Genomic DNA, 18,264 nt, shown 5'->3' on the forward strand with positions numbered 1-18,264 from the left:
TAGCCGTCGGTGCACTTCGAGTGCGCATATGCACGCGGGCCGGGTGTCCACTGGGTGAACTCCCGGCCCGGTTCGCGCCGCGATCGGGTCAGGGGCGCAGGTCCCAGGTCTCCAGTCGCCCGCACATGCCCCATTTGAACTGGGCGTCGCCGGCGTTCGAGACGTGGGCGTCGCACAGGTGGGCCGCGTCGGCCTTCGCGAGGGCGTCCAGGTGGGCGCCGGTCGCGTCGGCCTGGGCCTTGGGGCCGTCGGCCCACAGCCGCCGCCAGGCCTCGGTGCGTTCCGCGACGATGTGGCCGGCCTTGTCCCACAGGGGTTTCATGGCCGAGGCGCCTTGGGATTCGACGCGCTCGCGCAGGGCCAGGTAGCCCTCGATGGACAGGTCGCGGCGGGCTCGGGCGGCCTCGCCGCGCTCGGTCTCGGTGAGGTCGGGCGCGGCCGGGGCGGTCGCGGCGGCCGCGTACGCCTCGGGGTCGTCGAGGACCGCTTCGGGGAAGGTGAAGACGGCGTCGCCGGCTTCGGGGATGCCCGCGTTCTGCATGACGACCACGAGCTGGAGGTCCCCGGAGATGTTGATAAGGCGGTGGACGGTCCCGGGGGTGAACCACAGGACGGTGCCGCGTTCCAGGTCGCTGCGCTGGTAGCCGCCGCTCGAGAGGGTCTCGACCGCGCCGGTTCCGGCGGTGACGACGTAGCCCTCGGTGGAGGCGGTGTGCAGGTGCGGGGTGCCGCCCATCTGGCCGTCGGCGGTGGGCCAGTCGTAGACGGAGATCAGGGAGACGGCCGTGCCGCCTGGGAAGCCGCCCATCACCCCTCCAGTCGGGCCAGTTCGGCGGCGGCGAGCGCGGCGGTCTTGCCCGCGCCCTCGATGCCGGTGTCGCCGTTGACGACGGCGACGGCGTGGCGGAGGGTCACGGTGTCGCCGGGTGCCATCGGCAGTTCGGTGTCGAAGAACGGCGCGGGGCAGACCGCGGCGAACGGGGTCGAGCGGACGAACCACTTGACGGGGGCGCCGGGGTTCTCCGGGTGGTCGGTGAAGACCAGGGTGGAGACGGCGTCGACGGAGTCGTGGACGCCGCGGAAGGCGAGCCAGTCGCCGCGCACGCCCATGAGCTCGTCGCCGCCTTCGCCGTCGGCGGTGTAGACGCGGCCCTCGGTGAAGGAGCGCGGTCCGCGCCAGAAGAAGCCGCCATAGCCGGCGTTCTCGCGGCCCTCGGTGGTGGGGCTGCCCATGACGACCGTGTCCTGCGTGTCGTTGGTGAACGCGGTCGAGAAGGAGAGGACCCAGGTGTCGTCGGCCAGGACGGTGACGGCGAAGGCGCGCTGCTCGCTGAAGAAGTGGCGCCCGTCCTCGGTGATCCAGTCGAGGCGTTCGGCGACCTTGACGCCGTCGTCGCCTGCGGTGAGCTCGGTGAACTCCTGGTGGACCATGGCGCCGTCGTTCTTCTCGTCGACGTAGCCCTGGTCGCGGCGGAAGGTGCGCCCGCCCCAGAAGTTCTCGGGGCCGGCGTTGGGCAGGGACAGTGCGATGCCTTTGTGCCACACGTGGTCGTGGGGCCGGTAGAGGCTCACCTGGTACCCGGCGAGGTCGCGCAGGGGCTCGAAGTAGGGCCGGGGGGATTCGAACTGGGCGTTGTCGGGCCGGTAGACGTAGCGCAGGATCTCAAGGTCTCCCTTGGTGATCGAGAGCCGGGTGCCGTTGTCGTCGAGTTGCAGCGTCATCGGTGTTTCTCCACTGTGGTTCGAAGCGGTCGCGGGTCGGGCGTCACTTGCGGTCGGGCCAGGGGGCCCCGGAGCCGTTCATGCGCTGGTAGAACGGCGATGTCGGGTCGATCTCGCCGGCGCGTACGCGCTTGCCGGTGAAGGCGGAGGCGTAGATCGCGGCGAGGAGTTCCAGGGTGCGGCGGGCTTCGGTGACGTTGACCGGCGGGGCGGCCTTGCCGTCGAGGGCGTCGGCGATGCGGGCGAACTGGGCGCCGTGGCCCGAGGACTGGCCGCGGGGCTTGGAGTACCAGGCCTGCATGACCTCTTCGACGTGCTCCTCGAGCGGGGTGACGGTCCAGTTCGAGTCGCCGTAGCCGTAGAGGTGGTCGAGTTCGACGGTGGCGTTGTCGTAGTCGAGGCGGATCTGGGAGACCTCGCGCGGGGAGAGCAGGGAGTTGGTGATGACGACCGACGCCCCGGACTCGAGGGTGACGATCGCGTGGGAGACGTCCTCGGTGTTGGTGTCGCGGCGGTGGCGGTGCGCGGTGGCGACCACCTCGGACCACGGGCCGACGAGGGAGAGCAGGGTGTCGATCTGGTGGATGCCGTGGCCCATGGTGGGGCCGCCGCCCTCGGTCTCCCAGCGTCCGCGCCAGTCGACCGCGAAGTACTCCGCGGGCCGGAACCAGAGCGTGTCGCACTTGGCGACGGCGAGCTTGCCGAGGACGCCGGCGGCGCTCATGTTCCGCACGCGCTCGGCCGCCGAGCCGAACCGGTGCTGGGAGATGATCGAGAAGTCGCCCTTGGAGGCGGCCGCCGCGGCGGCGATCCGGTCGAACTCCTCCAGGCTCAGCGCCGGGGGCTTCTCGCAGACGACGCCGACGCCCGCTTCGAGCGCGGCGATCGCGCCGGGGCCGTGGGCCACCGGCGGCGTGCACAGGTCGACCAGGTCGAGTTCCTCGTTCGCGAGCAGCTCCTCGATGGAGGCGTAGCCGCGCTCCAGGCCGAACTGGGCGTTGAAGGCGTCGAGGCGGCCGGTGTCGGGGTCGACGGCGGCGACCAGCTCGAAGCGGTCGGGGACGTGCCGGCGTAGCTCTGCGGCGTGGAGGTGGGCGATGCCGCCGGTGCCGACGATGGCGAGGCGGTAGGTGGAGGGCACGGTGGACTCCTTTGACAAGAAGGGTCGGTAAACGTTTTCCAGCGTTGCGGGCAATACTAGCCGACAAGGCTCTCGACAGTGACCTGGGTCGCCAGCGCGCGGGTGCCCGGTTCGAAGCGGCGCTCGCCGGTGACCTCGACCGCAAGGGTCGCCGCCGTGTCGGCCGCCGACCTGCCGAGGCGCAGCTCCAGGGCCCCGGCCTCCACGATCCACTGGCCGTCGAGGCCGATGAGCGCGGCCAGGTCGACCGGCATCGCGAAACGGGCCGTGCCGGCCTCGCCGGGCGCGAGGGGGAGCCGCGCGAAGCCGACGAGGCGCTGCACCGGGCGGACCGTCGAGGCGACCGGGTCGTGGAGGTACAGCTGCACAACCTCCGTGCCGCGCCGGTCCCCGGTGTTGCGCACGCGGACCTCGAGCTCGACCACCCCTTCCGGGCCCACCTCGGGTCCCGAGACCAGTTCGGGCTCGTCCCAGGCGAACTCGGTATAGGTCAGGCCGTGGCCGAAGGCGTACCGCGCGGTCGGGTCGTTGGAGGACACCTCCGAGCGGCGGGCCAGCTGCGGGCCGAGGTAGGTCGCCGGCGGGGAGTCGCGGCGGGCCGGGACGCCGACGGGCAGGCGGCCTTCGGGATCGGCGGCACCGGTGAGGATCGCGCCGATCGCGGCGGCGCCCTCCTCTCCGGGCAGGAACGCCTGCACGATCGCCGCGGCCCGCTCGGGCGCGGTGCCGAGGGCGTAGGGGCGCCCGGAGATCACCACGACGACGGTGGGGGTGCCCGAGTCGAGGACCGCTTCGAGCAGTTCGGACTGGCGCCCGGGCAGTGCGTGGTCGGGGGCGTCGCAGCCCTCGCCGGAGGTGCCGCGGCCGAACAGGCTCGACCGGTCGCCGACGGCGACGATCGCGAGGTCGGCGGATGCGGCGGCGCTCGCGGCGGCGGCGATCTCGTCGTCGGTGGCGTTCAGGACCCAGCCGCCGGCGACGTGCTCGACGGTCGAGTCCGGCAGGTCCGCCGCGAGCCGGTCGGCGAGGGTCGCGATCGCGACGCCCACGTCGACGCTCGGATAGGGGTCGCCGCTCTCGGGCTCGTACCGCATGTGGTGGTTGGGGAAGGAGTAGCAGCCGAGCATGGCGGCCTGGTCGTCGGCGACGGGGCCGACGACGGCGACGCGGGCGGGCGGCGAGGTCAACGGCAGGGTGCCGTCGTTGGCGAGCAGCACGATCGACTTGCGGGCGACCTCGGCGGCGAGCGCGCGGGCCTCGGGCGGGTCGAGGTCGACGGTGTCGGCGGGCGCGGGGGGCTCGTCGAGGAGGCCGAGTTCGATCTTCTGGGTCAGGACGCGCTCGACGGCGCGGTCGAGGGTCTTCTCGTCGACGGTCCCGTCGGCGACGGCGGCGCGGAGCGGCTCGCCGAAGCAGTCCGCGGCGGGCAGTTCGACGTCCACGCCGGCGTTGAGGGCGAGTCCGGCGGCGGCGGAGCGGTCGGCGGCGATGCCGTGCAGGGAGTTGAGGAAGTTGACGGCGAAGTAGTCGGCGACGATGACGCCTTCGAAGCCCCACTCCTCGCGGAGGATGCCCGTGAGCAGGCGGGCGTTGGCGTGCGAGGGCACACCGTCGTTGGCGGCGTAGGAGGGCATGACCGACTTGGCGCGCCCGAGCCGCACGGCCATCTCGAAGGGCGGCAGGTAGGACTCGGCGAACTGCCTGGGGCCCAGGTAGACCGGGCCGAAGTTGCGGGCGGCGTGCGAGGCGGAGTAGCCGGCGAAGTGCTTGACGGTGGCGACGACCCCGGACTCCTGGAGGCCGGTGACGTAGGCGGTGCCGAGGACGCCGGTGAGGTAGGGGTCCTCGCCGATGGTCTCTTCAGTTCGGCCCCAGCGGGAGTCGGCGACGACGTCGAGGACGGGGGCGAGTCCCTGGTGGATGCCGACCGAGCGCATGGTGTCGCCGATCTGCCGCGCCATGGCGCGGACGAGGTCGGGATCGAAGGTGGCGCCCCAGGCGAGTGCCGTCGGAAAAGCGGTGGCGCCGTGGGCCATGAAGCCGGCGAGGCATTCGTCGTGGGCGATGGCGGCGATGCCGAAGCGGCTGTTGGAGCGGATGCGGCGCTGAACGGCGGCGAGGCGCGCGGCGCCCGCGGCGGGGTCGACGCGGGCTGAGCCGAACGGCCTGGTGAGCTGGCCGAGTCCGTGGGCGAGGGGGTCGTCCCCGGCGGGGGCGCCGTCGGTCTGCTCGCCCTGGTGCGGGGCCATGTCGCCGGCATCGGCGTCGACGCCGCGCCACAGGCTCGCCAATTGGGCGCACTTCTCTTCGAGGGTCATCCGCTTGACGAGCCCGGCGGCCCTTTCGGCTGCCTCCGCGGGGGTGTCGGTGTGCATGCTGCTCCACTCAAGCGGCCCGCGACACGCCGTTGGCGGCCGAACCCGGGCCGATAGTTTCCGAAACTTTTCTGATCGTTTTCGATGCAGTTCGCACACCATAACATTGATGACGGCCCACTTCTAGCGTCAATCTGCGCGTGGGATGCGTTTGCCCAGGACCGCGATTTGACAGATTATGTCGAAACTTTCGGACGCTATCCGGGAACCCGGACCCGCCGCTATAGGATGTCCGCACTACCTTTGGGGATGCGGCCCGCACGACGCGCGCGGTGTCGCACCGGCCTACAGAAGCCCAGTCGAACGCAGGAGGACCCTTGAGCGAAGCCGAACACGGGCGCATCACCATCCGCGCCATCGCCGACGAGGCGGGCGTCAGCGTCCCCACGGTCTCGCGGGTCATCAACGGCCGCTCCGACGTCGCCCCCGAGACCCGCAAGCGCGTCGAAGAGCTCCTCAACGAGCGCGGATACCAGCGCCGGCGCTCCACGCGCGCGCCGAGCCGGGCGCGGCTGGTCGACCTGGTCTTCAACGAGCTCGACAGCCCGTGGGCCGTGGAGATCATCCGCGGCGTCGAGGACGCGGCCCACGCCGCCGGGGTCGGCACCGTCGTCTCCGCGGTGCACCGCCGCCGGGCCTCCACCGAGCAGTGGCTGGACAACCTGCGCACCAGGGCCTCCGACGGGGTCATCCTGGTCGTCTCGCAGCTGGCCTCCCCGATCCTGGAGCAGCTGCGGCACCTGGGCGTCCCGATGGTCGTGCTGGACCCTTCGGGCGGGCCCACGATGGACGCCCCCGCGATCGGCGCGACGAACTGGGCCGGCGGCCTGGCCGCGACCGACCACCTGATCTCCATGGGCCACCGCCGCATCGGCTTCATCCACGGCCCCAAGCAGGTCCTGTGCTCGCGCGCCCGCTTCGACGGCTACCGGGCCGCGCTGGAGGGCGCCGACATCCTGTTCGACCCGGAACTGGTGTTCGACGGCGACTTCTACCACCAGTCCGGCTTCGACGCCGCGGCCGGCATGCTGCGCCTGCCCGAGCCGCCGACGGCGATCTTCGCGTCCTCCGACCAGATGGCCTTCGGCGCCTACGAGGCGATCCGCCAGGCGGGGCTGCGCATCCCCGAGCACGTGAGCGTGGTCGGGTTCGACGACCTGCCCGAATCGCGCTGGACGAGCCCGCCGCTGACCACGGTGCGCCAGCCGCTCGCGGAGATGGGCGCCCTCGCGGCGAGGACGGTCCTGGAGATGGCCGCGGGCAACGACATCGACTCGCCCCGTCTCGAACTCGCGACCGAACTCGTGGTCAGGGAGTCGACCGCCCCGCACGGGAGATGAGGACGACGCGAAAGGCCGTCGCCGGTTCCGGCGACGGCCTTTCGCGCTGTCTCCTAGGCGTTCGGGGCGACCTCGGTGCCCGCTCCCCGCTTGCGGGGCCTGACGGCCTCGCGGACCGCCTCGGGGGCCGACTCCAGGCCCAGCGGCACCAGGCCGGCGTCGGCGATGAGCGCCAGGTCGTCCTTCGCCGCCTGGCCTTCGCTGGTGAGGTAGTCCCCCAGGAAGACCGAGTTCACGATCTGCAGCGCCAGCGACTGCATCTGCCGCAAGTGGACTTCGCGCCCGGCGGCGAGGCGCACCTCCGCGGACGGGTTCGCCAGCCGGACCATCGCCAGGATCCGCAGGCACCGGCGCGGGTCGAGCTCCCAGGTGCCCTCCAGCGGCGTGCCGTCGAAGGGCAGCAGGAAGTTCACCGGGATCGAGTCCACGTCCAGTTCGCGCAGGCCCAGCGCCACTGAGACCAGGTCGGCGTCCGACTCCCCCATCCCGGCGATGAGCCCCGAGCACGGCGACAGGCCCGCCCCGTGGGCGGCGTTCACCGTGTCGACCCGGTCGGCGAAGGTGTGCGTCGAGCAGATCTCGGCGTACGTGTCCTCGGAGGTGTTGAGGTTGTGGTTGTAGGCGTCGGCCCCGAGTTCGGCGAGGCGCTCGGCCTGGCCGCCCTTGAGCAGGCCCAGGCAGGCGCACACCTCGACGCCGGGGGCCGCGTTCTTGACCGCCGCGATGGTCTTGCCGACCCGCTCCACGTCCAAGTCGGTCGGGCCGCGCCCGCTGGAGACCAGGCACACCCGCGACGCCCCGCCCGCGACCCCGGCGGCGGCCTGCTCGGCCGCCTGCTCGGGGCTGAGCCACGTGTACTTGAGGACGTCGGCCTTGGAGCCCAGGCGCTGGGAGCAGTAGCCGCAGTCCTCGGGGCACAGGCCGCTCTTGAGGTTCACCAGGTAGTTGAGCTTGACGGTGTTCCCGAAGTGGCGGAAGCGAAGTCGGGCGGCGGCCGCCACCACGTCCATGAGTTCGGCGTCCGCGCTGGCCAGGACCGCTTCGAGGTCGGCGGCGTCGGGGGCTGCGCCCGCGTCGGCGGCGGCGGCGAGTCGGTCGAGGGCGTCGTTCACTGCTGGCATGGCCAGATCTTGCCACAACCGGGGACCGGCCGCTTTTCGGCCGGTTCGCGCCCCGATGCGCGAAAAGGCCGCCCGGCATCACACTCGGGCCGGAGCGTCGCGATCCGCCTACACTTGCTACAGTGGGTGGTCGGTGCTGCGACAAACGCGGTGGGCTGGTGGAGATCCCCCCTGCACGCGTTGCGAATGACGAACCGCCCGAACCATCCGGAGAGAACCAAACGTGCCGATCGCACCTGGACAACCGGCGTTGATCGCCGTGGCAGTCGCGACCCTCTGGGCTCAGCCCACGGCCCCGGGACCGGAGGACCGGCTCGCCTTGGGCGTGCCTTCCGCCATCCGCGAATGGGTCGCCAGGCTCACCAACGACATCCGCGCCAACGGCCTCAAGGGACGCGTGCGCTCCCAGTGCCTGCTGGGAACCCGGGTCGAGGTCAAGCAGATCACCGAGAACTGGGCCGAGGTGGTCTGCCCTCAGCAGGAGACCTCGGGCTGGGTCCCGCTCGACCAGCTCGTGCACCCGGCCGACGGCGACTCCGGCGGCACCGAGTACCTGGTGACCGCCACCGCGACCGCCGTGCGCGACGAGCCGGGCGGCGACGTGGCCGTGCCCGGCGTGACCCTCGGGACGCGCCTGCGGGTCGTCGGCGAGGCGTACCGGGGCTGGGTGCCCGTGGCGCTGCCGGGGCCCAGGCAGCCCGGCTGGGTGCCGCAGAGGGACCTCGCGCCCGAGCCCGCGGGCGAGCTGGTCTCGCCCGCGACGGGCATGATCGCGGCCGGACTCGACGCGGTGAAGCTCGCCCAGCAGCTGCTGGAGATCCCCTACCTGCACGGCGGGGTGAGCGCCTACGGCATCGACGCGCCCGGACTCGTCTGGATCGTCTTCCGCCAGTTGGGCGTCGACGTGCCGCGCTTCGGCGAGGCCCTCATGACCGCCGGCGAGGCCGTCGAGTTCGAGGACCTGCACCCGGGCGACCTGGTGTTCATCGAGCACGGCGGCGACGCCAAGACCCCGGCGATCATGGCCGAGCGCAGCCAGACGGACCTGCCGGAGGTCATCTTCTCCTCCTCGGTATACGGGAAGGTCGTCGTCGAGTCGCTCAAGGACGCCGAGCTGACCCGCGTCACCGCCTGCCGGCGCCTGCCCGTCAAGGCCTGAACGACGAGCGGCCCGCCGCTCCCCTCGCGGGGGGCGGCGGGCCGTTTCGCGTCTCGGCTACTTCTCGGCCGCGACGGGGACGTGCTGCTCTTCCTCGGCCTCGGCGAAGAGCTGCCTCCACGTCTTGCCCTCGCGGTGCAGCAGGATGTGGTTGGTGACGATGACCGCGGTGAGGACGCCCGCGATGACGCCCAGCGACAGCGCGGTCGGGATCTCCGGGATCGAGTCGATGTGCTCGCCGCCGTTGATGAACGGCAGCTGGTTCTCGTGCAGGCCGTGGAGCACCAGCTTCACGCCGATCCAGCCGAGGATCGCGGCCAGGCCGAGCGAGAGGTACTTCAGCGACTTGAGCAGCGCGGCGAGCAGGAAGTACAGCTGCCGCAGGCCCATCAGGGCGAAGATCGTGGCGGTGAAGACCAGGTACGGCTCCTGGGTCAGTCCGAAGATCGCCGGGATCGAGTCGAGCGCGAACAGGATGTCCGTGGAGCCGATCGCGAGCATCGCCAGCAGCAGCGGCGTCACGTACTTGATGCCGTCGATGCGGGTGGTGAGCTTGCCGCCGTCGTAGTCCGGGGCGACCCGCAGCCGCGACTCGGCGAACCGCATGAAGCCGTTCTGCGGCATGTCCTCGTCGTGGCCGCCGTTGTCGCGCAGCTGCCCCCACGCGGTCCAGATGAGGATCGCGCCGAAGATGAGGAAGACCCAGCTGAACCGCTCGATGAGGACCGAGCCGACGGCGATGAACCCGCCGCGCAGGATGATCGAGAGCACGATGCCCACGAGCAGCACGCGCGACTGGAGCTTGTCCGGGACCCGGAAGGCCTGGATGATCAGGAGGAACACGAAGAGGTTGTCGACCGAGAGCGCCAGTTCGGTGAGGTAGCCGGCGTAGAACTCGCCGCCGAACGTGGGGCCTTCGGTGATGAAGATGAGCACGCCGAACAGCAGCGCCGCACTGACGTAAATCCCGGCCCAGGTGGCCGATTCCTTGGTGGAGAGTTTGTGGGGGTTCCGGACTGCCATCACGAGGTCGAACACGACTACCGAAGCCAGTCCGACCATGGTCAGCGCCCAGGCCCAAGCCGGGAGGTCCAATGTGTTGCCTTCCTTGATCTTCGAAGGGTCACATGGTCTCTCCCAGTCCTTGCGGACCAGCGCCACCGGGGACCGATGACGGTCCCGTGCATTGACGACGACGCTAACAGCGACATGCGCTGCGGGATACTCCCCACATACCTGATTTTGAACAGACGGGACTATTCTGCCTGCCGGAATCCGACTTGTCATCAGTCAGATATGTGACTTCACTCTCGACACTGCGTCGAGCGAACCGCGGGAGCCTGCCGTCATGGGAGGCTCCGCGCATGGTTCTGGAAGTCGCTGAAATCAAGGTTACCCCCGGCCAGGAGGACGCTTTCAAAAAGGCGTACCGCTCCGTCCGCGAAGTCGTGCGGGTCTCCCCCGGCCTGCGGTCCATGCGCATGACCCAGGGCGTGGAGAACCCGAGCCGGTTCGTGCTCCTCATCGAATGGGACTCGGTCGAGGCCCATGAGCAGGGCTTCCGCGAGACCGACCGCTTCCCGAAATGGCGCGAGGCCATCGGCCCGTTCTTCGCCGAGCCGCCGTTCGTGGAGCACTTCGCGGACGTCGACTAGCGCGGCGGAGGGCGGGTCCCGGGATGACCGGGGCCCGCCCTCCGTCGTCGGACGTCAGGCTCCGGCCTGCTCGATCTCGCGGAGCTCCCGCTTGAGGTCGGTGATCTCGTCGCGGTAGGCCGCGGCGAGCTCGAAGCGCAGTTCTCTTGCGGCGGTGAGCATCTGCTCGTTGCGGTCGTCGATCTGCTGGAGGATCTCGGCGCGGACCTTCCCGGCGCCCTTGGCCTCCTTGGACGTGCCGCGCGCCGGCCGCTCCGAGGCGACCAGTTTCGCGGTCTCGGCGGCCGAGTCGTACAGGTCCTCCATGATGTCGCCGATGCGCTTGCGCAGCGGCTGCGGGTCGACTCCGCGCTCGGTGTTGTAGGCGACCTGCTTCTCGCGGCGCCGGTCGGTCTCGTCGAGCGCGGCCTTCATCGAGTCGGTGAGGTTGTCGGCGTACATGATCACGGTGCCCGACACGTTCCGGGCCGCGCGGCCGATGGTCTGGATCAGCGAGGTCGCCGAGCGCAGGAAGCCCTCCTTGTCGGCGTCCAGGATCGCCACGAGCGAGACCTCGGGCAGGTCGAGGCCCTCGCGCAGGAGGTTGATGCCGACCAGGACGTCGTAGTCGCCCCGGCGCAGCTCTCCGAGCAACTCGATCCGCCGCAGCGTCTCGACCTCGGAGTGCAGGTACCGGACGCGGATGCCGTTGTCCAGGAAGTAGTCGGTGAGGTCCTCGGCCATCTTCTTGGTCAAGGTGGTGACCAGGACGCGCTCGTTCTTGCCGGCGCGCTCGCGGATCTCGAACATCAGGTCGTCGATCTGGCCCTTGGTGGGCCGGACCTCCACGTGCGGGTCGACCAGGCCGGTGGGGCGGATGACCTGCTCCACGAACTGGCCGCCGGTCTGCGCCATCTCCCACTTGCCGGGGGTCGCCGACAGGTACACGGTCTGGCCCACGCGCTCGCGGAACTCGTCGAAGCGCAGCGGCCGGTTGTCCTGGGCGCTGGGGAGGCGGAAGCCGTGGTCGACGAGGTTGCGCTTGCGGGAGGCGTCGCCCTCCGACATCGCCCCGACCTGCGGGACGGTCTGGTGCGACTCGTCGAGGATGGTGACGAAGTCGGACGGGAAGTAGTCGAGCAGGGTGTGCGGCGGGGTGCCGGCGGGGCGGCCGTCGATGTGCCGCGAGTAGTTCTCGATGCCGTTGCAGGTGCCGGTCTGCTTCATGTTCTCCAGGTCGAACACGGTGCGCATGCGCAGCCGCTGGGCCTCCAGGAGCTTCCCCTGGGACTCGAGCTCGGTCAGGCGCTCCTCGAGTTCGACCTCGATGTCGCCGATCGCGCGCCGCATCCGCTCGTTGCCGGTGGCGTAGTGCGAGCCGGGGAAGATCAGGACCCGGTCGACCTCGCGGACGACGTCGCCGGTGATCGGGTGGAGGTAGTAGAGCCGGTCGATCTCCTCGCCGAACATCTCGATGCGGATCGCCAGCTCCTCGTAGGCCGGGATGATCTCGATCGTGTCGCCGCGGACGCGGAAGGTGCCGCGGGTGAAGGCGATGTCGTTGCGGCTGTACTGGACGTCGACGAGGCGCCGCAGCAGCTTGTCGCGGTCCCACTCCTGGCCGACGCTGACCTCGGTGGCCTGCTCCAGGTACTCGGCCGGGGTCGCCAGGCCGTAGATCGCCGAGACGGTGGCCACCACGATCACGTCGCGGCGGGTCAGCAGCGAGTACGTGGCCCGGTGGCGCAGCCGCTCGACCTCCTCGTTTATCGAGGCGTCCTTCTCGATGTAGGTGTCGGTCTGGGCGACGTAGGCCTCGGGCTGGTAGTAGTCGTAGTAGGAGACGTAGTACTCGACTGCGTTGTTGGGCAGGAGTTCGCGGAACTCCTTCGCCAGCTGCGCGGCGAGGGTCTTGTTGTGGGCCATCACGAGCGCGGGCCGCTGGAGCTTCTCGATCAGCCATGCGGACGTGGCGGACTTGCCGGTGCCGGTCGCGCCGAGCAGGACCACGTCGCGCTCGCCGCGATCGACGCGCTCGGCGAGCTCCTTGATCGCCGTCGGCTGGTCGCCCGACGGCTCGTACTCGCTGACCACCTCGAAGCGCCCATCGGCGCGCGGAATATCGAATGCCACCGACCAACCGTAGCGCCGGGGTCCGACATTGATCGGCGGCGCCGGTGACTTTTCGCGGTCCGACTCGTTGGTCCCTGCGTGAGCTCCACTACCTCAATTCCCTGGAAATCGGCCGTGATGTGGGTCATGGCCATCATCGTCGCGATCGCCGTCGCCGGATGGTTCGCCGTCTCGTGCGCGCCCGACCGCGCCGGCGCCGAGCGCCCCGTCAGCGAGGAGGAGGCCGCGCTCCTGGCGTCCATGCGCGAGCGCAACCACGGCTCCGAGCCGGTCGCGCTGCGCATGAGCCTCCCGGTCGAGGGCGAGACGGTCACCATCGACGGCTACCTGGACTGGCAGGTCCCGATGGTCTACGCGCGCGTCCCGGTGGACGAGGGCGAGTACAGGCTGGTCCAGGCCATCCCGGGGCTGATCGCCACCCGGGCCGACGACGAGGCCGCGTTCGCCGAGATCCGCGTCCCCGAGGACGGCTGGAACACGCGCCAGATGCTGTCGGGCGCGTCGACGCCACTGGAGACGACGATCGACATCCTCGCCTCCTCGCTGTTCACGCTGACCGCCGCCCAGGCCGACGACCCGGCCGAACTGGCCGAGAAGGCCACCTGGCGCGAAGAGGGCATTATCGACGGCGAGCCGGTCGACTCCTTCCGCGCCCCGATCATGGTCGAGAGCAGCGAGCAGGGCGCCGGCGAGCAGGCCGCGCCCGGCCCCGAGGCGCTCTACTCCCTCGACGGCGACGGGGACCTGCGCCGCTTCCAGGTCAACACCGGGTCCGAGAGCCTCTCGGCCGTCGACTTCCTGCGCGACGTCGAGTTCGACACCGCCGGACTCGTGCCGATCGACCTGCTGGGCGGACCGGCGACGTCGCCCGCCGAGGTCGACGAGGACCTGGCCGAGGCCATCAGCGAAGTGCGCCACGAGAACTGGGAGCAGACCGCCACGGTCGAGATGTCCGTCCCGGTCGGCGACAACCAGGTGGCGACCGGCACGGGCTCGGTCGACTGGCGCACCATGACCGCCTACCTGCGCGTCAGCGACGGCACCGGCGACCGGCTGCTCCTGGCCAGGCCGAACGGGTTCGCGACCCTCGACACCGACGAGGAGGAGCTGCCCGAGACGCCGCCGACCGACGGCTGGGAGACGCACGCGCTCGCCGACGAGAACGTCGCCGAGAGCTTCGGCCCGGTGGAAACGCTGGTCTACCGTCTGCTGGAGATGGCCTCCGAGGAGGCCCAGGACGCGGCGGAGACGGCCGAGGAGGCCTCCCTGCTGCGCGTGGACGGGACCGGGGACGACTCGGTGTACGTGGTCGAGTTCCCGGTCGCAGGGGACGCCTCGGCGGCCGCGGGCGAGTCCGCGTTCCGGTACCACGTCGGCGACGACCGGCTCCGCGAAGTCGAGATGATGTCCTACTACGGGGTCGCCTCGGCCGCACTCGAGTACGAGGACTTCGAGATGGTCGCGATCCCCTGGGACGTGAGCGAGAAGATCGGCTAGAGCCGCGAGAAAGCGCTTCGGGCCCGGCCGGATGGCCGGGCCCGAGGTGTTCGAGGCGTCAGGCCGTGCGCAGCTCGTCGAGCTTGCGAAGCGTCACGAAGAGGTGGTCGCGCACCTCTTCGGGCAGTTCGCGACTCTCCATCCACTCGTAGAGCACCTTGTACGCGGCGCGGACACGGAGGACGACCAGTTCGGCGGCTGCGGCGATGCGCCACATCCACGGGACCTCGGTCGAGCCCACGATCTGCCAGAGCACCTCCACCGCGGCCGTCCGGTTGACCAGGGCCCAGTGCCGGGCGGCTTCGAGGCGGACCCCGAAGCTCACCATGGCGTCCGTCGCGAGCCGTTTGAGGGCCTCTTCCGCGTCACGGGGCGCCAGCGGGTTCAGCGCGATCGCCGCTTCGAGGCGGCATTCGGCATCGACGTCGGCGGCCGTGGCGATCACGAGGATCGCCAGGCGCTGCTGGGTCTCCTCGGCGATCAACCGCGCCGCTTCGAGTCGCGAGAAGGGGCCGTTGGCGCAGTCGAGGGCGAACAGGACCAGGGCTTCGGACGCCTCCATGGGACTGCAGCGCCGGTATTCGACGGCCATCGCGAGCCGGTGGGCCTGATCGAGGTAGCGATCCTGGATGGTGCTGCGCAGCGTCCACCTTGAGACCTCGTCGGACCCTGGACCGTGTGCCAGGTCGTGCACGGCGCGGTCGCGGTCCTCGCTGTTCTGCTTCACGTCGACGATCGTCGCCCTGGAGTCGCGCTGCACGTCCGACGGGTCCTTGATCTTCGTATCGATGCGCTTGCATTCCGAACGCGCCGTTCGCCTTCCGAGGCCCATTCGACCGAGTACGCCGACCGACGGACGGCCCCGCCCCAAGCGGCGGGCGCCGATCGTCTGCACGGTGACGATGCCGATGAGCCCGGCGAGGACACAGGCCCCGATCTCGAACGACGACATGGGGTTGTCGGAGGCCCGAGCGACCGCGATGGCGACGATGGGAGCGCTGAGGCTCCCGAAGGAGAGGGTCAGTTGCATGCGACCGCCCGGCCTGACGGCGGGGGCGGAAGGAGCGCCTGGACCTTCGGTAATACCCATTGTGGTGGAATGACTCTCTTTATTCGATCAAACTGATGGGAATCGGGCCCGAAACGCCGGAGTTCGCGGCCGAGTTGAGATGGTCGTCGAACGCCAATCGAACGCGACTATTCATCGTATCAGGATCGGACATCGAGTGCGATAACTACATTTCCGTTATATTACTGACACGTCGGGTGACCTATGAGACGGCCGGATATGAACAGGGCCCGCGGCAATGCCGCGGGCCCTGTTTCTTCCTTATTGGACTTCAGCAGACGGGCGCGTGCCAGCCGGTCTCGGCGGCCCACCGGTTCGCGCGCGGCCAGCCCTCGCGGTCGAACCACGGCTCCTTGGCCTCGGCGTACTCGGCGTCGGCGTCGTCCTTGGCGGCGAGCCCGCCCTTGAGCTGGGCGTAGTCGGCCCTGGCCTGCGGGTCGGCGCGCATCCAGTCGCGGAACAGGAGCGCGAACCGCTGGCCGGGGCTGTCGATCGGCCGGAAGTGGACCTGGGCGATGTTGCCCGGATCGGCGTAGCCGTAGAAGCGCTTCTCCCAGTCCGCGACGTCGGCGAACTCGGGCTTGGGCGAGTCGAACAGCACCTGGCCGAAGAACCCGGCGTCGCCGAGGGCCTCGGCGAACGCGTCGACGATGTGCAGGGACACGACGGTCACCTGGATGTCGATGACGTCCTTGGCGGGCAGCCCCGCGACCGCGGTCGACCCGATGTGGTCGATGCGGACGGCGCTGGGGCCCATGACGCGGCGCAGCCTCGCGGCCAGGTGCTCGAAGCGCCTGGGCCAGGCCGGGTCGGACTCCACGAACTGGAGTTTCTCGGGCCGGGGCTCGGCCCTTTCGAGTTGCAGGTTTTCGGCGAACGGCACGAGCCGGTCCTCCCAGAGCATGGCGACGTGGCGCTCGAGATCCTCGAGGCCGTCGCGGTTGTAGAGGACGAGATCGCAAACTTCACGTCGCTCGGCATCGGACGCCTGTGCGTCGATGCGTCGTAGGGCGTCGGTGCGGGAAAGGCCCCGCTCGGCGAGCCGTTCGAGCCTGAGCTCTCGCGGCGCCTCCACGTCGATGTTGAGGTGGAAGCCGGGCGCCTGGCCGGTCTCGGCCAGGAGCGGTATGTCTTGGACGACGATGGCGTCGTCGGGTAGGGCATCGGTGAGTTCTCGGGCCCGGGCACGGACGCGCGGATGCACGATCGCCTCGAGTTCGGCCCTTGCGGGGGCCGAGTCGAAGACTATCTGGGCGAGTCGGGCGCGGTCCAAGGCACCGTCGGCGGTGAGCACCGCAGGTCCGAAACGGGAGACCACCGCGGCGAGCCCCTCGGTGTTCGGGGCGACGACCTCGCGGGAGAGGGCGTCCGCGTCGATGACGCGGGCGCCGAGCTGCGACAGTTTCGCTGCGACCGTGCTCTTACCGGCTCCGATGCCACCGGTCAATGCGACTTTAAGCACAACTAAAACACTACCCGCCCCAGGCGAACAGCCTGGGACGGGCAGTGGTCTGTCAGTTTAAAGAGTGACAGGAGTGCTGGCTAGTTGCCGGCGAGCTTCTCGCGCAGAGCCGCGAGCGCCTCGTCGGTGGCCAGGGTCCCCTGGGGTTCCGCCGGAGCCGACTTCTTCTCAGAGGTCGTCTTCTTGGCACCCTTCTCACCCTTGGGGGCGGCTTCGCCCTCGGCGGGCTTGGCCGGAGCCTCGGTGATGACGCGCTCGGCGATCTGCTTGCCGTGCTCCTCCCACCGGGTGCGGGCCTCGGCGTACTGCCGCTCCCACTCCTCGCGGGCCTCGTCGAAGCCTTCCATCCACTCGCCGGTCTCCGAGTCGAAGCCGTCCGGGTAGATGTAGTTGCCCTGGTCGTCGTACTGCGCGGCCATGCCGTACAGCGTCGGGTCGAACTGCTCCTCGTTCTCGACGAAGGCCTCGTTGGCCTGCTTGAGCGACAGGGAGATCCGGCGGCGGTCCAGGTCGATGTCGATGACCTTGACCATGGCGTCGGAGCCGACCTTGACGACCTGCTCGGGCACCTCCACGTGGCGCTCGGCCAGCTCGGAGATGTGCACCAGGCCCTCGATGCCGTCCTCGACGCGGACGAACGCGCCGAAGGGGACGAGCTTGGTGACCTTGCCCGGCACGATCTGACCGATCGCGTGGGTGCGGGCGAACTGGCGCCACGGGTCTTCCTGGGTCGCCTTCAGCGACAGGGAGACGCGCTCGCGGTCCAGGTCCACCTCGAGGACCTCGACCTCGACCGGCTGACCGACCTCGACGACCTCGGACGGGTGGTCGATGTGCTTCCAGGACAGCTCCGAGACGTGCACCAGACCGTCGACGCCGCCGAGATCGACGAACGCGCCGAAGTTGACGATCGAGGAGACCGTGCCCTTGCGAACCTGGCCCTTGGCGAGCTGGTGCAGGAACTCGGTGCGGACCTCGGACTGGGTCTGCTCGAGCCAGGCGCGACGCGACAGGACCACGTTGTTGCGGTTCTTGTCGAGTTCGATGATCTTGGCTTCGAGCTCGCGGCCGACGTACGGCTGGAGGTCGCGCACACGACGCATCTCGACCAGCGATGCGGGCAGGAAGCCGCGCAGGCCGATGTCGAGGATGAGACCGCCCTTGACCACTTCGATGACCGAGCCGCGGACGACGCCGTCCTCTTCCTTGATCTTCTCGATGGTGCCCCAGGCGCGCTCGTACTGAGCGCGCTTCTTCGAGAGGATCAGACGGCCTTCCTTGTCCTCCTTCTGGAGGACGAGGGCCTCGACGTGGTCGCCCACAGAGACGACGTCTTCAGGGTCGACGTCATGCTTGATCGACAGCTCGCGCGAGGGAATGACGCCCTCGGTCTTGTAGCCGATGTCGAGCAGGACTTCATCCCGGTCGACCTTGACGACGGTACCTTCGACGATATCGCCGTCATTGAAGTATTTGATGGTCGCGTCGATCGCGGCGAGGAGCTCCTCGTCGGAAAAGACTTCTTCGACCGTGCTGTTCTCAGCGTTGCTCGAGGTGGCCTCGATGCTGCTCGTCATGTGGGCTGGTGCTCCGGATACATAAGAATTGGGC

General features: G+C 69.9%; 14 protein-coding genes. 4 read left to right on the top strand and 10 right to left on the bottom strand.

Translation table 11 applies throughout. The features are described 5' to 3' along the window. Nucleotides 1-88: 88 nt before the first annotated feature. Genes BLQ63_RS18155 through BLQ63_RS18170 form a run of 4 tightly spaced genes read right to left on the bottom strand, consistent with a single transcriptional unit; the run spans nt 89 to nt 5,238 of the window. Nucleotides 89-808: a cupin domain-containing protein gene (locus tag BLQ63_RS18155; protein WP_091038366.1), complete on the bottom strand. Its 720-nt coding sequence runs from the start codon at nt 806-808 to the stop codon at nt 89-91. After that, nucleotides 808-1,722: a DUF6807 domain-containing protein gene (locus BLQ63_RS18160; protein WP_091038368.1), complete on the bottom strand. Its 915-nt coding sequence runs from the start codon at nt 1,720-1,722 to the stop codon at nt 808-810. Before BLQ63_RS18160 ends, BLQ63_RS18155 begins: the two co-directional genes overlap by 1 nt. A 43-nt stretch (nt 1,723-1,765) precedes the next feature. Further along, complete coding sequence (locus tag BLQ63_RS18165; protein WP_218125336.1) at nt 1,766-2,863, bottom strand: Gfo/Idh/MocA family protein; 1,098 nt, start codon at nt 2,861-2,863, stop codon at nt 1,766-1,768. A 56-nt stretch (nt 2,864-2,919) separates the two neighbouring features. After that, entirely contained in the window at nt 2,920-5,238 is a 2,319-nt protein-coding gene (locus BLQ63_RS18170; RefSeq protein WP_177154998.1) for a beta-glucosidase family protein, read from the bottom strand. Between the two features lie 317 nt (nt 5,239-5,555). Between BLQ63_RS18170 and BLQ63_RS18175 the strand changes: the two genes are divergently transcribed. Continuing rightward, a complete protein-coding gene (locus BLQ63_RS18175; RefSeq protein ID WP_091038373.1) occupies nt 5,556-6,578 on the top strand; it encodes a LacI family DNA-binding transcriptional regulator in 1,023 nt (340 codons plus the stop codon). A gap of 53 nt (nt 6,579-6,631) precedes the next feature. On the opposite strand, the gene bioB is transcribed toward BLQ63_RS18175, so the two are convergent. Beyond that, complete coding sequence (gene bioB / locus BLQ63_RS18180; RefSeq protein WP_091038375.1) at nt 6,632-7,699, bottom strand: biotin synthase BioB; 1,068 nt, start codon at nt 7,697-7,699, stop codon at nt 6,632-6,634. A gap of 325 nt (nt 7,700-8,024) precedes the next feature. On the opposite strand from bioB, the gene BLQ63_RS18185 reads away from it, so the two are divergent. Continuing rightward, the gene (locus BLQ63_RS18185) at nt 8,025-8,858 is read left to right on the top strand and encodes a C40 family peptidase (protein WP_245681012.1); all 834 of its coding nucleotides are present in this window, start codon (nt 8,025-8,027) and stop codon (nt 8,856-8,858) included. Between the two features lie 57 nt (nt 8,859-8,915). Here BLQ63_RS18185 and BLQ63_RS18190 read toward each other — a convergent pair whose 3' ends face one another. Further along, a complete protein-coding gene (locus tag BLQ63_RS18190) occupies nt 8,916-9,953 on the bottom strand; it encodes a TerC/Alx family metal homeostasis membrane protein (protein ID WP_218125337.1) in 1,038 nt (345 codons plus the stop codon). 269 nt (nt 9,954-10,222) lie between these two features. Between BLQ63_RS18190 and BLQ63_RS18195 the strand changes: the two genes are divergently transcribed. Then, nucleotides 10,223-10,513: an antibiotic biosynthesis monooxygenase family protein gene (locus tag BLQ63_RS18195; protein WP_091038381.1), complete on the top strand. Its 291-nt coding sequence runs from the start codon at nt 10,223-10,225 to the stop codon at nt 10,511-10,513. A gap of 54 nt (nt 10,514-10,567) precedes the next feature. Here the strand turns inward: BLQ63_RS18195 and uvrB are convergent, their stop codons facing one another. Next, complete coding sequence (uvrB, locus tag BLQ63_RS18200) at nt 10,568-12,625, bottom strand: excinuclease ABC subunit UvrB (protein WP_091038382.1); 2,058 nt, start codon at nt 12,623-12,625, stop codon at nt 10,568-10,570. Between the two features lie 126 nt (nt 12,626-12,751). Here uvrB and BLQ63_RS18205 point away from each other — a divergent pair, with 126 nt between their 5' ends. After that, nucleotides 12,752-14,122, top strand: a complete 1,371-nt coding sequence (locus BLQ63_RS18205) for a hypothetical protein (protein WP_143014984.1) — start codon at nt 12,752-12,754, stop codon at nt 14,120-14,122. Between the two features lie 58 nt (nt 14,123-14,180). Here BLQ63_RS18205 and BLQ63_RS18210 read toward each other — a convergent pair whose 3' ends face one another. The 3 genes from BLQ63_RS18210 to rpsA form a co-directional block, all read right to left on the bottom strand. Beyond that, nucleotides 14,181-15,152 carry a hypothetical protein gene (locus BLQ63_RS18210; RefSeq protein ID WP_091038387.1) on the bottom strand — a complete coding sequence of 324 codons (972 nt, stop codon included), beginning with the start codon at nt 15,150-15,152 and terminating at the stop codon, nt 14,181-14,183. 310 nt (nt 15,153-15,462) lie between these two features. Then, entirely contained in the window at nt 15,463-16,653 is a 1,191-nt protein-coding gene (gene coaE, locus BLQ63_RS18215; RefSeq protein ID WP_091038389.1) for a dephospho-CoA kinase, read from the bottom strand. Nucleotides 16,654-16,733: 80 nt separating this feature from the next. Then, nucleotides 16,734-18,230, bottom strand: a complete 1,497-nt coding sequence (gene rpsA / locus BLQ63_RS18220) for a 30S ribosomal protein S1 (RefSeq protein WP_091038391.1) — start codon at nt 18,228-18,230, stop codon at nt 16,734-16,736. Between the last annotated feature and the right edge of the window lie 34 nt (nt 18,231-18,264).

Source organism: Glycomyces harbinensis, from assembly GCF_900101745.1.
Taxonomy (GTDB): Bacteria; Actinomycetota; Actinomycetes; order Mycobacteriales; family Micromonosporaceae; genus Glycomyces; species Glycomyces harbinensis.